The organism is Sphingobium sp. RAC03 (assembly GCF_001713415.1).
In the GTDB taxonomy this organism is placed as follows: domain Bacteria; phylum Pseudomonadota; class Alphaproteobacteria; order Sphingomonadales; family Sphingomonadaceae; genus Sphingobium.
The window spans coordinates 2979476-2993250 of sequence record NZ_CP016456.1; the positions used below are offsets into that span (position 1 = coordinate 2979476).

At 65.0% G+C, this 13775-nt stretch carries 13 protein-coding genes; 10 read left to right on the forward strand and 3 right to left on the reverse strand.

Features of this window, described 5'->3' with window-relative positions; genetic code table 11:
- Positions 1-121 precede the first annotated feature (121 nt).
- Together BSY17_RS18935 and BSY17_RS18940 are read left to right on the forward strand one after the other, a co-directional pair.
- Complete coding sequence (locus tag BSY17_RS18935; RefSeq protein WP_237236386.1) at positions 122-1504, forward strand: cryptochrome/photolyase family protein; 1383 nt, start codon at positions 122-124, stop codon at positions 1502-1504.
- Positions 1505-1540: 36 nt separating this feature from the next.
- Positions 1541-2806, forward strand: coding sequence for an SAM-dependent methyltransferase (locus tag BSY17_RS18940; RefSeq protein WP_069066637.1), 1266 nt, complete (start codon positions 1541-1543; stop codon positions 2804-2806).
- A 46-nt stretch (positions 2807-2852) separates the two neighbouring features.
- Here the strand turns inward: BSY17_RS18940 and BSY17_RS18945 are convergent, their stop codons facing one another.
- From BSY17_RS18945 to chrA, 3 genes are all read right to left on the reverse strand, one after another.
- Positions 2853-3578 (reverse strand): SDR family NAD(P)-dependent oxidoreductase, encoded by a 726-nt coding sequence (locus BSY17_RS18945; RefSeq protein ID WP_037474636.1) that lies wholly within the window; start codon positions 3576-3578, stop codon positions 2853-2855.
- A 145-nt stretch (positions 3579-3723) separates the two neighbouring features.
- On the reverse strand, positions 3724-5184 hold the full coding sequence (purF, locus tag BSY17_RS18950) for an amidophosphoribosyltransferase (RefSeq protein ID WP_333972528.1): 1461 nt from the start codon (positions 5182-5184) through the stop codon (positions 3724-3726).
- A 166-nt stretch (positions 5185-5350) separates the two neighbouring features.
- The gene (chrA, locus tag BSY17_RS18955) at positions 5351-6547 is read right to left on the reverse strand and encodes a chromate efflux transporter (protein ID WP_069066638.1); all 1197 of its coding nucleotides are present in this window, start codon (positions 6545-6547) and stop codon (positions 5351-5353) included.
- A 208-nt stretch (positions 6548-6755) separates the two neighbouring features.
- On the opposite strand from chrA, the gene ccmC reads away from it, so the two are divergent.
- The 8 genes from ccmC (at position 6756) to BSY17_RS18990 (ending at position 13775) form a co-directional block, all read left to right on the forward strand.
- Positions 6756-7484, forward strand: coding sequence for a heme ABC transporter permease CcmC (gene ccmC, locus BSY17_RS18960; RefSeq protein WP_037474633.1), 729 nt, complete (start codon positions 6756-6758; stop codon positions 7482-7484).
- A 5-nt stretch (positions 7485-7489) separates the two neighbouring features.
- The gene (locus BSY17_RS22070; RefSeq protein WP_257785046.1) at positions 7490-7621 is read left to right on the forward strand and encodes a hypothetical protein; all 132 of its coding nucleotides are present in this window, start codon (positions 7490-7492) and stop codon (positions 7619-7621) included.
- Positions 7618-8064: a cytochrome c maturation protein CcmE gene (gene ccmE, locus BSY17_RS18965; RefSeq protein WP_069066639.1), complete on the forward strand. Its 447-nt coding sequence runs from the start codon at positions 7618-7620 to the stop codon at positions 8062-8064. The genes BSY17_RS22070 and ccmE overlap by 4 nt, the downstream gene beginning before the upstream one ends.
- 160 nt (positions 8065-8224) lie before the next feature.
- Positions 8225-10153: a heme lyase CcmF/NrfE family subunit gene (locus tag BSY17_RS18970; protein ID WP_069066640.1), complete on the forward strand. Its 1929-nt coding sequence runs from the start codon at positions 8225-8227 to the stop codon at positions 10151-10153.
- Complete coding sequence (locus BSY17_RS18975) at positions 10150-10677, forward strand: redoxin family protein (protein WP_069066641.1); 528 nt, start codon at positions 10150-10152, stop codon at positions 10675-10677. Before BSY17_RS18970 ends, BSY17_RS18975 begins: the two co-directional genes overlap by 4 nt.
- Positions 10674-11084: a cytochrome c-type biogenesis protein gene (locus BSY17_RS18980; RefSeq protein WP_037474623.1), complete on the forward strand. Its 411-nt coding sequence runs from the start codon at positions 10674-10676 to the stop codon at positions 11082-11084. The genes BSY17_RS18975 and BSY17_RS18980 overlap by 4 nt, the downstream gene beginning before the upstream one ends.
- Entirely contained in the window at positions 11081-11722 is a 642-nt protein-coding gene (locus tag BSY17_RS18985; RefSeq protein WP_037474620.1) for a tetratricopeptide repeat protein, read from the forward strand. The genes BSY17_RS18980 and BSY17_RS18985 overlap by 4 nt, the downstream gene beginning before the upstream one ends.
- Before the next feature lie 127 nt (positions 11723-11849).
- Positions 11850-13775, forward strand: a complete 1926-nt coding sequence (locus BSY17_RS18990) for a potassium transporter Kup (RefSeq protein WP_037474617.1) — start codon at positions 11850-11852, stop codon at positions 13773-13775.

The following is a 13775-nucleotide window of genomic DNA, read 5'->3' on the forward strand; positions in this document are numbered from 1 at the left end:
GCGGCTGCCGTGCGCGTCCATGGATCGAATCGCGCATGGCCTGATTTGCGACGGGCCGTTGGTCCACAATATGCCCGATAGGGTGGTTGGAACCCGGCCCGGTGCCGCGCATTGCCCCATCATGTCCAGCAACGCCCCCGTCCTCCTCTGGCTCCGCCAGGATCTGCGCCTGTCCGATCAGGCTGCGCTCGCCGCTGCCGTGCAGGAGGGGCCGGTCATCCCGGTCTATATATTGGACGATGACACGCCGCGCACCTGGGCGATGGGCGGCGCGTCGCGCTGGTGGCTGCACCACAGCCTAAGCCGCCTGGACGAGCGGCTGCGCGAGAAGGGGGCGCGTCTCATCCTTCGGCGCGGGGCGTCGGCTGAAATCCTCGCACAGTTGGCGCAGGAAACAGGCGCGCGCCGTGTCCATGCCTTGCACCATTATGAACCCTGGTGGCGCAACGCGGAAAAGGCGGTGGCCAAGACACTCGATCTTTGCCTTCACGACGGCGGTCTGCTGTTGCCGCCGGGCGCGGTGCGGACCGGGGCAGGGGGCATCTATCGCATCTACACGCCCTTTTCCCGCGCGGTGATGGACCATATGCCACCGCCCACGCCGACCCGCGCGCCTGCGGCCATCCCGTCCCCGGATCAATGGCCTGCCAGCGACGCGCTGGATGACTGGGCCTTGCTGCCTACCAAGCCCGATTGGGCGGGCGGCTTCACCGAAGACTGGACGCCCGGCGAAGCAGGCGCGCGCGCGCACCTCACTAGTTTTCTCGATGAAGTTGGCGACTATCCGGTCGCGCGCAACCTGCCCTCGGTCGAAGGCTCCTCGCGCCTGTCGGCGCATCTTCATTTCGGCGAAATCTCGCCCGCTACCGTCTGGCACCGCGTCGCATCTTCAGGACAAGATGCAACTATCTACCTCAAGGAATTGATCTGGCGCGATTATGCCCATGTGCAGATTTGCCAGATGCCGACCTATGGCTCGGAAAATGCCCGGTCCGATTTCGATGCCTTGCAATGGCGCGATCTGCGCAGCGCCGGGTCGGACTTTACCGCTTGGAAGACCGGGCGCACCGGCTATCCGATCGTGGATGCAGGGATGCGCCAGCTTTGGGCGACCGGCTGGATGCATAACCGCGTCCGCATGATCGCCGCTAGCTTCCTCATCAAACATCTGTTGATCGACTGGCGCCACGGCGCACGCTGGTTCTGGGACACGCTCGTCGATGCCAGCTACGCCAATAATAGCGTCAATTGGCAATGGGTGGCGGGCAGCGGCGTTGACGCCAATCTGTTCACCCGCATCATGGCCCCGCTCAGCCAGTCGGAAAAATTCGACGCCGCCGCCTATATCCGCCGTTGGGTGCCCGAACTGGCCGATCTCAACGACAGATTCATTCACGACCCTGACGCCCATGGCGCGCGCCCCGCCGCTTATCCACCCAAGATCATCGACCATCGCGAAGGCCGCGAGCGCGCCTTAGCGGCCTATCGCCACGCAAAGGGGTGATTGCAGCGCTCGCCTGCTTCGGGCAGGAATGACGCCATGAATGCAGTCGATCCCCGCCGCGGCCGCCGCGCACTTTCCGTGCGCCAGCCGCCCCGCTCCGGCACCCCCACCCGGATGGGCCGCGCATTGGGACCGCTCTTCCATCGCCTGCTCGACCGGATCGACCGGGGATTGGATCAAGGATCGCTCGATGCCATCCTGCCCGACGGCGCGCGCCGGATGCTGGGCGGTCGGACGCCGGGGCCGCATTGCGAAGTCCATCTCGTCCACTGGCGCGCGCTGGTCCGGCTGGCGACTGGCGGGTCGGCGGGCTGGTATCGCGCCTGGGCGGCGGGCGAATGGACCAGTCCCGACCCGGTGCCGCTCTTCGCTTTGTTCATGACCAACGCCGTCGCGCTCGGCCGGGTCGCGCGGCCCAATGGCCCAACCCGCTGGATCGGCCGCGCGATCCATTGGGCACGGCGCAACAGCCGTGCCGGATCACGCCATAACATCGCCTATCATTATGACCTGGGCAATGATTTCTACCAGCTCTGGCTGGACGAACTCATGCATTATTCCAGTGCCTTGTTCATCGACCCTGACAGCGAAATCGAGACTCTGGAACAGGCGCAGCGGCGCAAGGTCGATGCCATTCTCGACCGGCTGGCGCTCAAGGATGGCGATAGCCTGCTCGAAATCGGCTGCGGTTGGGGCGGCCTCGCCGAACAGGCGATGGAGCGGCGGGCGATCGCCTATACCGGCCTGACCCTCTCGACCGAGCAGGCCGATTATGCCCGCGATCGCCTCGGCTCTGGCGCGCAAATCTGCCTCACCGACTATCGCGATGCGCAGGGGCAATATGACGCCATCGCCAGCGTCGAAATGGTCGAAGCCGTCGGCCAGCGCTACTGGCCCGCCTATCTCGCCACCATCCACCGCCTGCTCAAACCCGGCGGCCGCGCGGCGATCCAATATATCCTGATCGATGACGCGATCTTCGACCGCTATGCGCGCGGCGCGGACTTCATCCAGACCTATATCTTCCCCGGCGGGATGCTGATGTCGGAAAGCCGCTTCCGCGCGTTGGCTGAGCAACAGGGGCTGGAGTGGCGCGACATCTACCGCTTCGGCCAGCATTATGCGCAGACACTCCGCCGCTGGCGCTTACGCTTCGACCTAGCGATCGAGCAAGGCCTGCTGCCCGCCAGTTTCGACCAACATTTCGTGGCCTTATGGCGCTATTATCTGATGTATTGCGAAGGCGGCTTCCGCGGCGGCGGCATCGACGTGGCACAAGTGACGCTGGTGAAGCCCGCCTAAAACCGCCGTTCGTGTCGAGCGCAGTCGAGAAACGCCCGCGCCGCGTTCAGCCCTCAACCCGCATCCGGTGCCCGGTCGGCGTATCCGCCGCGACCAGTCCGACAATCGCATCGGCCACGACCTCCGGCCCCTTGAGCGTCGCAGGGTCTTCCCCCGGAAAGGCCCGCGCGCGCATCGCCGTGCGGGTCGCGCCCGGATCGACGATATGGGTGCGGATGGCCGAGATATTCTTCATCTCCTCACCATAGGCACCCACCAGCGTTTCCAGCGCCGCCTTCGACGCACCATAGGCACCCCAATAAGCGCGCGGGCTGACGACCGACGACGTCACCGCCACCACCCGCGCATCCTTGCTTGCCCGCAGCATCCCGTCGAACGCCGCGATCAGCGCCTGGGGGGCAGCGATATTGAGCGTCAACAGTCGCGCAAATTCCTTGGCGTCGATCGCCGGCACCGCCGCCAGCGCGCCCAGCGTCGCGGCGTTCAGCACCAATATATCGAGCGCGTCCCAGCGCCCCCCGATCGCCTGCGCCAGCCGCCCGATGCTCTCGCCATCGATCAGGTCGAGCGGCGCGATCGTCGCGCTGCCGCCTGCGGCGTGGATGCGCTCCTCCACCTCTTCCAGCCCGCCGGTCGTCCGCGCGGTCAGCACGACATGCGCACCCGCCCGGCCCAAAGCCTCGGCCGTGGCCGCGCCAATGCCACGACTGGCCCCGGTGACGAGCGCCAATTTGCCGGAGAGGGGGCCGGAGCGAGAGGAAGTGTCAGTCATAGCATCTCGTCATTTTCAAACTGATTTATGTTCCGTTCGCCCTGAGCCTGTCGAAGGGCCTCACTTCCTGCACAAGGAAAGGGGCTTCGACAGGCTCAGCCCGAACGGATCTTTTAGGTTCGGAGAAAAGCGCAAGGAAAGCCCGTCAGGCCACCCGCTCGGCCAGCAATTCCAGCTGATTGGTCACCACCACATCATCCTGATCCGTCAGCGCGGTGGGATAATCGCCGGTGAAACAGGCGTCGCAATATTGCGGCCGCGTGTCGGCCCGCTTCGCCTCGCCCAGTGCCTTGTACAGGCCATCGATCGAGATGAAGGACAGGCTGTCGGCATGGATGAAATCCTGCATGCCGCCCACGTCCAGCTTGTGCGCCAGCAGCTTGGTGCGTTCGGGCGTATCGACGCCATAGAAGCAGCTATGCTTGGTCGGCGGGGATGCGATCCGCATGTGAACCTCTGCCGCGCCCGCCTCGCGCATCATCTGCACGATCTTCAAGCTGGTCGTCCCGCGCACGATCGAATCGTCGATCAGCACGATCCGCTTGCCTTTGATCAGCGCGCGGTTGGCATTATGCTTCAGCTTCACACCCAGATGGCGCACCTTGTCGCCCGGCTGGATGAAGGTCCGCCCGATATAGTGCGACCGGATGATGCCGAGTTCAAACGGAATGCCCGATTGCTGGGCATAGCCGATCGCCGCGGGCACGCCGCTGTCGGGCACGGGGATCACATAATCCGCCTCGACCGGATTCTCGATCGCCAGTTGCGCGCCGATCGCCTTGCGGACCGAATAGACGCTCGACCCGTCGACGATCGAATCGGGGCGGCTGAAATAGACATGCTCGAAGATACAGGGACGCGGATGCACCGGGCCGAACGGCCGATGCGACCGAATCTCGCCTTCATTGGTGACGATCACCAGTTCGCCCGGCTCGATCGTGCGCAGATATTCGGCACCCACCACGTCGAGCGCGACCGTCTCGGATGCGAAGATCGTCGTATCGCCGAGCTTGCCCATCACCAGCGGCCGGATGCCCAGCGGATCGCGACAGGCGATCATCCCTTCGGGCGTCATGACGATCAGCGAATAGGCACCCTCGACCTGCTTCAACGCATCGATGAATTTGTCGAGCAAGGTACGATAGCTGGACGTCGCCACCAGATGGATGATGACCTCGGTATCCGACGTCGACTGAAAGATCGACCCGCGCCGAATCAGCTCGCGCCGCACCTTCATCGCGTTGGAGATATTGCCATTATGAGCGATCGCGAATCCGCCCGAATTCAGTTCGGCATAGAGCGGCTGCACATTGCGCAGCGACGTCTCGCCGGTGGTCGAATAGCGCACATGGCCGCATGCCGCGTCGCCCGGCAATCCGCGAATCACCTCGTCCCGGTCGAAATTCCCCGCCACATGGCCCATGGCCCGGTGGGTGTGGAAATCATGCCCGTCCCAACTGGTGATACCGGCGGCTTCCTGCCCCCGATGCTGGAGCGCGTGGAGGCCAAGCGCGACGATAGCGGACGCCGTATCAGCGCCCGAAACGCCGAAAATGCCGCATTCCTCGCGCAACTTGTCGTCGTCGAAGGGGTTCGTAGTCATCATGGGTGCGAGCGGTTCCATAGCCGTTCCTGACAACCCATAAGGAATATCCAGGGGTCGTCGTTGAGCGCGCATATAGTCACTCGAAGCCGCTTTGTCGCCCTCCTGTCACAAAAAAGCGTCGAGCGGCGATTTCGACTGGTCGGGACTGCGCCGCCGGACCCCGTCATCAGGGCGCGATGACCCATCCCGCCAGCGCCCCGCCCGCCACGATCGCGGGCGTCACCCACGCGCCCTTGACCCGCCAGGCCACGACCAAAGCAACCAGGAACAGCAGGATCGCGAGGACCGGGCTTTCCACCCGCGCGCCCGTCGCCTGGGCCAATTGCACGAATGTCGCGGCGATGATGCCCACCACGGCCGCCGCGACGCCGGTCAGCATCCGGTGCAGCGCCGGATTTTCGACCACCGCTTCCAGTCTTTCGAAGAAGATCATGGAAAAGGCGAAGGCAGGCAGGAACATCCCCGCCGTCACCGCTAGCGCGCCGATCGGCCCGCCCGCGACATAGCCGACGAACGTCGCGAAGATCACCAGCGGGGCAGGCAATATCCCAGCCAGCGCGATCCCATCGAGGAACGCCGAATCGCTGATCCACCCGCGCCCCACCGTATCGGCGCGGACATAGGGGATGGCGGTATAGGCCCCGCCGAAGGTCAGCAGGCCACCCTTCAACCCTGCGATGAATAGCATCGCCACGGTCGCGGGCGCAGCGGCTACCATCGGCGCGGCGGCCTCCGCCTCACTCGTAAAATGACCGATCATTCCCGCACCGATGATGGATGCGAGCAGCACCAGCGCGGCGATCACCGGCCGGTCGGCCACTGCATAGGCAGCACCACCCGCGATCAATATGACCCAGAATGGCACATCCTCCAGCGTCGAGACCAGCGCCACCACGGCGATCACCGCCAGCATCCGATCCTCGATGATATGCTCCCCGATCCGCACGACGGCACGCGCGATGATCGCCAGCACCACAATCTGCACGCCGAGCAACACGCCCGTCAGCCCGGCATTGCCCGCGATCCAGCCGACATAAAGCCATCCCGCGACCATCATCAGCGCCAGTCCCGGCAGCATGAACCCCAGCCCGGCGAGCAGTCCGCCCAGCCGCCCGCGCGCCATCATCCCCAGATGGACGCACAGTTCATGGGCTTCGGGTCCGGGCAATATCTGCAACACGGCGAGTAGCCGGTTGAAGCGCCCAGGGGTGATCCAGCGCTCCTCCTCGACCAACGCATGGCGCACCATCGCGATCTGCGCCACCGGCCCGCCAAAGGCGAGCGCGCCGAAACGCAGGAATTTGAGGAACAGCGCGATCAGGCTGATGCGCGGCGGCTGTATGTCAGTAACCGGGTCGGTCATCTAACGCTCCTCACGCCGCAGGCGCGGCGAATGGAACGGACTTGGACGGACCCCGTCTGACCGGGCGTCCGTGTAGGCCCGATGGCACCGGCTATCGACGAAGTAAGCGCGGACTGTCAATCTCGTCGTTGCGCTGCGTAAATCCCCGTCCATCCGCAAAACGCCCCACTGGCATTGCCCTGCATGCCCCGCTACAGACGCAGCCCTGATGCATCGTTTCGCCAATCCCGCCCGCTTCCTCAAGATCGCGCGCCCGTTGACGGGCTGGCTGTTCTGGCCGGGGCTTGCCCTGTTGCTGGCGGGCTGCGCGTGCGGGCTGTGGCTGACGCCCGCCGACTATTTGCAGGGGCAGACGGTGCGCATCCTTTATATACATGTGCCTGCTGCCTGGCTCGGCATGGGCGGCTGGACCGGCATCGCCATCGCCGCGCTGATGCAGTTGGTGTGGCGGCATCCGCTCGCCGCCGTGGCAGGTCGCGCGATCGCCGCACCCGGCGCGCTGTTCACCGCCATCTGCCTGGCCACCGGATCGATCTGGGGCCGCCCCACCTGGGGCACCTGGTGGGAATGGGACGGGCGGATGACCTCCATGCTGGTCCTGCTTTTCCTCTATCTTGGCTATATCGCGCTCGCCAATGCCAGCGCCCGCCAAGGGGCCGGGCAGGGCGGCGTCAGCAACGTCACTGCCATCTTCGGCCTTGTCGGTGCGGTCAATATTCCCATCATCAATCGCTCGGTCGTGTGGTGGAACAGCCTGCATCAGGGGCCATCCATCACCATGCGCGGGTCAAGCATCGACATGGCGATCCTGTGGCCGCTGGGCCTGACGCTGCTCGGCTTCACACTCTGGTTCGGCGCGATCGTCCTGATGCGGATGCGCGCGATATTGGCGCAGAACAAGGTCGAGGCGCGCATGCAGCGTCTCGCGAGAGGGTGACCCCGATGCAGCAATGGACCTTCGTCATCGCCGCCTATGCGGTCACGCTGTTGGGCACGGCGGCCGTCAGCTGGCTCAGCTGGCGCACGATGCGCAGTGCCGAGGCCCAGGCCGAGCAACTGGCGGAGCGCCCATGAAGGCCAAGCATCAACGGCTGATCCTCGCGCTCGCTGCATTGGTGGCGCTCATCGGTGCGGGCCTGCTCGCCGCCTCCGCGCTCAAGGATGAGGCCGCCTATTTCTACGCGCCCGGCGATGTGAAGACCAAGGGCGTCGAACCCGGCAAACCGATCCGCCTTGGCGGCATGGTGGTCAAGGGCAGCCTCAAGCGCGCGCCCGATGGCGTCACCATCACTTTCGACGTCACCGACGGCAAGGCCACCGTCCCCGCCACCTTCAGCGGCATCGCGCCCGACCTGTTCAAGGAAGGCAGCGGCGTCGTCGCCGAAGGCTCGTTCGATACCAAAGGCACCTTCGTCGCCACCAACCTGCTCGCCAAACATGACGAACGCTATATGCCGCGCGAGCTGGAAGGCATGAGCTACAATGAAACCACCCGCGAGATTGAGGTGGACCAGTGAGGCTTTACGATATTCTCATCCTCCCCTGGCAGGGGAGGTGGCAACGCGAAGCGTTGACGGAGGGGTGTCACCCTCTCGATAGCAGGACATCCCTCCGTCTGGCCTGCGGCCAGCCACCTCCCCCACAGGGGGAGGATCATTTTTGCGTGGATAAGGCCCCATGATCGCCGAAATCGGCCTCGCCGCGCTCTGGCTCGCCGCCGCGCTTGCGCTGCTGCAGCTTGTCCTCGCCTTCACGGGCCTCAAGGGCAACAAGCCCGATCTGCTCGCCGCTGTGCGTCCCGCCGCCGTGGCGCAGGGCGTGTTGACTGCCGTCGCCTTCATCGCGCTCGTCATGCTCTTTCTGCGCTCGGACATGTCGGTGCTGCTGGTCGCGACCAACAGCCATTCGGCCAAGCCCTGGCTCTATAAGTTCGCGGGCACTTGGGGCAATCATGAAGGGTCGATGCTGCTCTGGGTCACGGTCATGGGCGTCGCCGGTGCCGCCGTCGCGCTGTTCGAACGCGCGCTGCGCCGCGACACCCATATGGCGACGTTGGGCGGGCAGGCCGCGATCAGCCTCGGCTTCTACGCCTTCCTGCTCTTCTCCTCCAACCCCTTCGCCCGCATCGCTCCCGCACCGGCGGACGGGCAGGGGCTGAACCCGCTGCTGCAAGACCCCGGTCTCGCCTTCCATCCGCCCACGCTCTATATCGGCTATGTCGGTCTCTCCGTCGCCTTCTCCTTTGCGATCGGCGCGTTGCTGACGCGGCAGGTCGATGCCGCCTTCGCTCGCGCGATGCGCCCCTGGGTGCTGGCCGCCTGGGTGATGCTGACGCTGGGCATCACGGCGGGCAGCTATTGGGCCTATTATGAACTGGGTTGGGGCGGCTGGTGGTTCTGGGACCCGGTCGAAAATGCCTCGCTGATGCCCTGGCTCGCCGCGACGGCCTTACTCCACAGCGTTACCGTGCTGGCGACCCGCGATGCCCTGCGTGCCTGGACGGTCATGCTGGCGGTCGTTGCTTTCTCCATGTCGATGGTCGGCACCTTCCTCGTCCGTTCAGGCATCCTTACCAGCGTCCATGCTTTTGCGGTGGACCCGGAACGCGGCAGCTTCATCCTCGGCCTGCTCGCCCTCTATATCGGCGGGGCGCTTGCCCTGTTCGGCTGGCGCATCGGTGCCGTGCGCGAAGGCGCGCCGTTCGAACTGGTCAGCCGTGAAACCATGTTGGTTATCAATAACTTGCTGCTGACGGTCATATTGGGACTGGTCCTGATCGGCACCCTCTATCCGCTGATGACCGAAGCCTTCGGACACAAGGTCTCGGTCGGGGCGCCCTATTTCGACCGGATCGCCGGGCCGATCGCGCTGGCGTTGATGATCGCCATGGCCGTCGGCCCTCTGGTACGCTGGCGCAGGGACGATGCGCGGGTGGTGACCAAACGTTTGTTAATCCCCTTTCTCATAGCGCTATCCTTGTCAGCTTCGCTGTCCGTTTTGGCTTGGGGCCGCATCGGCATCCTGCCGTTCCTCGGCCTCGTCATCGCCGGAGCGGTCGGCGTCGCCAGTCTCGCGCCGTTGTGGAAACGCAATCTGCGCCGCACCCCGCTCTTCACCTATGGCATGGTCATCGCGCATCTCGGCTGTGCCGTCAGCTTAGGCGGCATGGCCAGCGACTCCGCCTTCACGGTCGAGAAGCTGGTCGCCGCCCGCCCCGGCGACATGATCCAGACCGCAGGCTGGCAACTGCGATTCGTACAGATCCAACCCATAGCGGGCGATAACTGGACCGCGCTCCAAGCCGATATGGAGGTGCGTCGCGGCGGCGGCCCGGTAATGATCCACCCCCAGTCCCGCTTCTTCGCCTCGCCCCCGACCACCACCAGCGAAGCGGCCTTGCTCACCCGCTGGGACGGCCAACTTTACGTCGTGCTGGGAGAGGAAGTCGAAGGCGGTCGCTGGCAGTTGCGTATCTGGTGGAAGCCCTTCGTCACCCTTATCTGGCTCGGCGGCATCCTGATTGCGCTGGGCGGCTTCCTGGCGCTGCTGGGCCGCGAACGGCGCGGCTGGCTGATGAAGTGGCGTGCCAGGGCAGCGACGGCATGAGGAAGCTTTTGATCTGGCTGCCGCTTGGGCTGTTCCTCGGCTTCATCGCCCTGTTCGCCAGCGGCTTGTTCCAGCCCGATGACCGCGTCATCCACTCCCGCCTGATCGGCCAGCCGCTCCCGGCCTTCACGCTGCCCGCCGCCGCCAGCGACCGCCCGCCACTCGCCAGCGCGCAAATGGCGACCGGCCAGCCGCGCCTGCTCAACATCTTTGCCAGCTGGTGCGTCCCCTGCGCGGCGGAAGCCCCGCAACTCGAAACGCTCAAGGCGGTAGGCGTGCAGATCGACGCCATCGCCATTCGCGATGCCCGACCCGATGTCGATGCCTTCCTCGCCCGCTACGGCAATCCCTATGCCCGCATCGGCCTCGACGCCCGCAGCGCCGTCCAAATCGCGCTCGGCTCGTCCGGCGTGCCCGAAACCTTCGTCATCGATGGCAAGGGGCGCATCGCCTACCAGCATATTGGCGACATCCGCGCCGACGATGTGCCGATGATCCTCGAAAAGCTGAGGGCCGCGCAATGAGACTGATCATGGCTTTCCTCCTCGCGCTGATCGCGACGCCGCTCGCCGCCCAGACCGCGCTGCCGCCTGCGCCCTATGCCGATCGCCAACTCGCCGACCCCGCACAGGAGCGCAAGGCCAAGGCGCTGATGGAAACCATCCGCTGCCTCACCTGTCAGAGCCAGTCGATCGCCGACAGCAATGCCAGCATGGCCGGCGACATGCGCTCGCAAATCCGAGAACGGATCATGGCGGGCGAGCAGCCCGAAGCGATCCGCACCTGGCTGATCGCCCGCTATGGCGACTGGGTCAGCTACGAGCCTACCGCCGCCCCCATCCTCTGGCCGCTCTGGGGTGCACCCTTGCTGCTGCTTGGCCTTGGCCTGCTGCTCCTGCGCGGCCGGATCAAGCGAAAGGTGCGGTCATGACCGGCTGGTTCCTCGCCTTCGGCCTCGCGGCTCTGGCTTTCCTCGCCATGCTGCTGCTTGGCCGCATCCCCCGTTCCGCGCGGGAGATCAGCGCGGCCGCGCTCCTGCTGGGGCTGGCGGGCTATGCCTGGCAGGGGAACCCCAGCCTTGCCGGTGCGCCGCGGTCGACCAAGCCGGTCGAGGGCCAGTTTGACGAGAAGCTGGCCGAAGAACGGCGCAGCCTCGGCGAACGTTTCGGCCCGACCGGGCAATGGCTGATTCTGTCCGATGGCCTGGGCCGTCAGGGCAAGACAAAGGATGCCGCCAACATCCTGCTATCCGGCCTGCGCGCCAGGCCCGACGACGCCACGCTCTGGCTCGGCTTTGGCAATGCGCTGGTCGCCCATGCCGATGGCATATTGTCGCCGGGCGCGGATTTCGCGTTCCGGCGGGCCATGGCGCTGGATGGCGAAGGTCTCGCGCCGCGCTATTTCTACGGCCTGGCGCTGGCACGCAACAACCAGTTGCAGGCTGCTCGTGGCATCTGGGCGCCGTTGGCGGATAGCGCGCCGGAAGGCAGCCGGATGAAAACGGAACTTCAAGCCAATATCGCGCGTATCGATGCCCTTCTGGCTCAGGATGGAACGGCCGCACCTTAGGCACGCAGCGTCGCATTGCACGCCCCCGGAGGGCATGGTAGGGCGCGGCGGTTTGTGGGGTGACAGCATCGTCCGTCATCGCTTCTCTTCGGATGTCGACACAGTATGACCATTGCGTTTTTCCTGCATGGCTGACCTGCTTCCCAACACCGCGCCGACGTCCGGCGAGGAAGAATCCGGCCACGGCCATGCCCGGCAGAAGGCCACCGTCAAGCTGGTGGTCGGCGCGATCGGCATCGTCTTTGGCGACATCGGCACCAGCCCGCTCTACGCCTTCCGCGAAACCTTCGCCGGGCATCATGAACTGACGCTCGACCCCGACCATATATTGGGCGTCATCAGCCTGATGTTCTGGTCGATGATGCTGGTGGTGACGCTGAAATATGTCAGCATCATCATGCGCGCGGATAATAAGGGCGAGGGCGGCAGCCTGGCGCTGCTCGCACTGATCAACGGCCAGACCAAGACGCAGCGCTGGTCGCGCGGGATCGTCCTGCTCGGCGTGTTCGCGACGGCGCTGTTCTACGGCGACTCGATGATCACCCCGGCCGTCTCGGTCCTGTCGGCGGTCGAGGGGCTTGCCGTTTATAATCCGGTGCTGGCCCCTGCGATCCTGCCAGTGGTGATCCTGATTCTCGTCGGGTTGTTCTGGATACAGGGGCTGGGCACCAACAAGGTCGCGACCCTGTTCGGTCCGATCATGCTGCTCTATTTCGTGACGATCGCGACGCTGGGCATCCTCTCTATCATCAAGACGCCGGGCATCCTCTACGCCTTCAACCCCTATTGGGCGGTGATGTTCTTCGTCACTGATCCGCTGCCCGCCTTCCTGGCGCTCGGCTCGGTCGTGCTGGCGGTGACGGGGGCCGAAGCGCTCTATGCCGATATGGGCCATTTCGGCCGTAATCCGATCCGCGTGTCCTGGCTCGCCTTCGTGCTGCCCGCGCTGATGCTCAACTATATGGGGCAGGGCGCGTTACTGTTTCGAGAGGGGGCCGCAGCGCTCGACAGTCCCTTCTACAATCTCGCCCCGCAATGGGCGCAGTTGCCCCTCATCGCACTCGCCACCATGGCCGCGATCATCGCGTCGCAGGCGGTGATCTCCGGCGCTTTCTCGGTCACGCAACAGGCGATCCAGCTCGGCTTCATGCCGCGCCTACGTATTGCCCACACCAGCGCCGCGACGGCTGGCCAGATCTACATCCCGCTCATCAACTGGGGCCTGATGGTGATGGTCATCCTGCTGGTGCTGACCTTCAAGACCTCGTCCAACCTGACCGCCGCCTATGGCATCGCAGTCACGGGTGCGATGTTCATCGACAACGTCCTGCTGACCGTCGTGCTGTACCGGCTGTGGAACTGGAAATGGTATTATGCCGCGCCGGTGCTGGCGGTGTTCTACATCGTCGATGGTGCCTATCTCGCGGCCAACCTGACCAAGGTGCCCGATGGCGGCTGGTTCCCGCTGCTGATCGGCTTCATCATCTTCACCCTGCTGACCACCTGGTCGCGCGGTCGCCGCCTGGTGCAGGATCGTTTGCGCGAAGCCGCGATGCCGATCCCGGTGTTCGTGGCTTCCGCCGCCAACAGCGCGGTACGCGTGCCCGGCACGGCGGTCTTCATGACCTCGACGCCCGATGGCGTGCCCCATGCGCTGCTCCACAATCTCAAGCATAACAAGGTGCTGCACGAGCGAGTGATCCTGCTGACGGTCAAGATCAAGGATGTGCCCGTGGTCGAGGATGACGGCCGCTGCAAGCTGGAGGATCTGGGTCGCGGCTTCTTCCGCATGGTGCTGCAATATGGCTTCATGCAGGAGCCCGACGTTCCCGCGGCGCTTAAGAATGTGTCGGGCTGCGGCCAGGCATTCAAGATGATGGACACCAGCTTCTTTCTGGCGCGCCAGACCCTGTTGCCGTCGTCCAAGCCCGGCATGCCGCTGTGGCGCGAAAAAATCTTCGCCTGGATGCTCCGCAACGCGGAAAGCGCGATGGAATTCTTCCGCCTGCCCACCAACCGCGTGGTCGAACTGGGCAGCCAGGTCGAGATATAG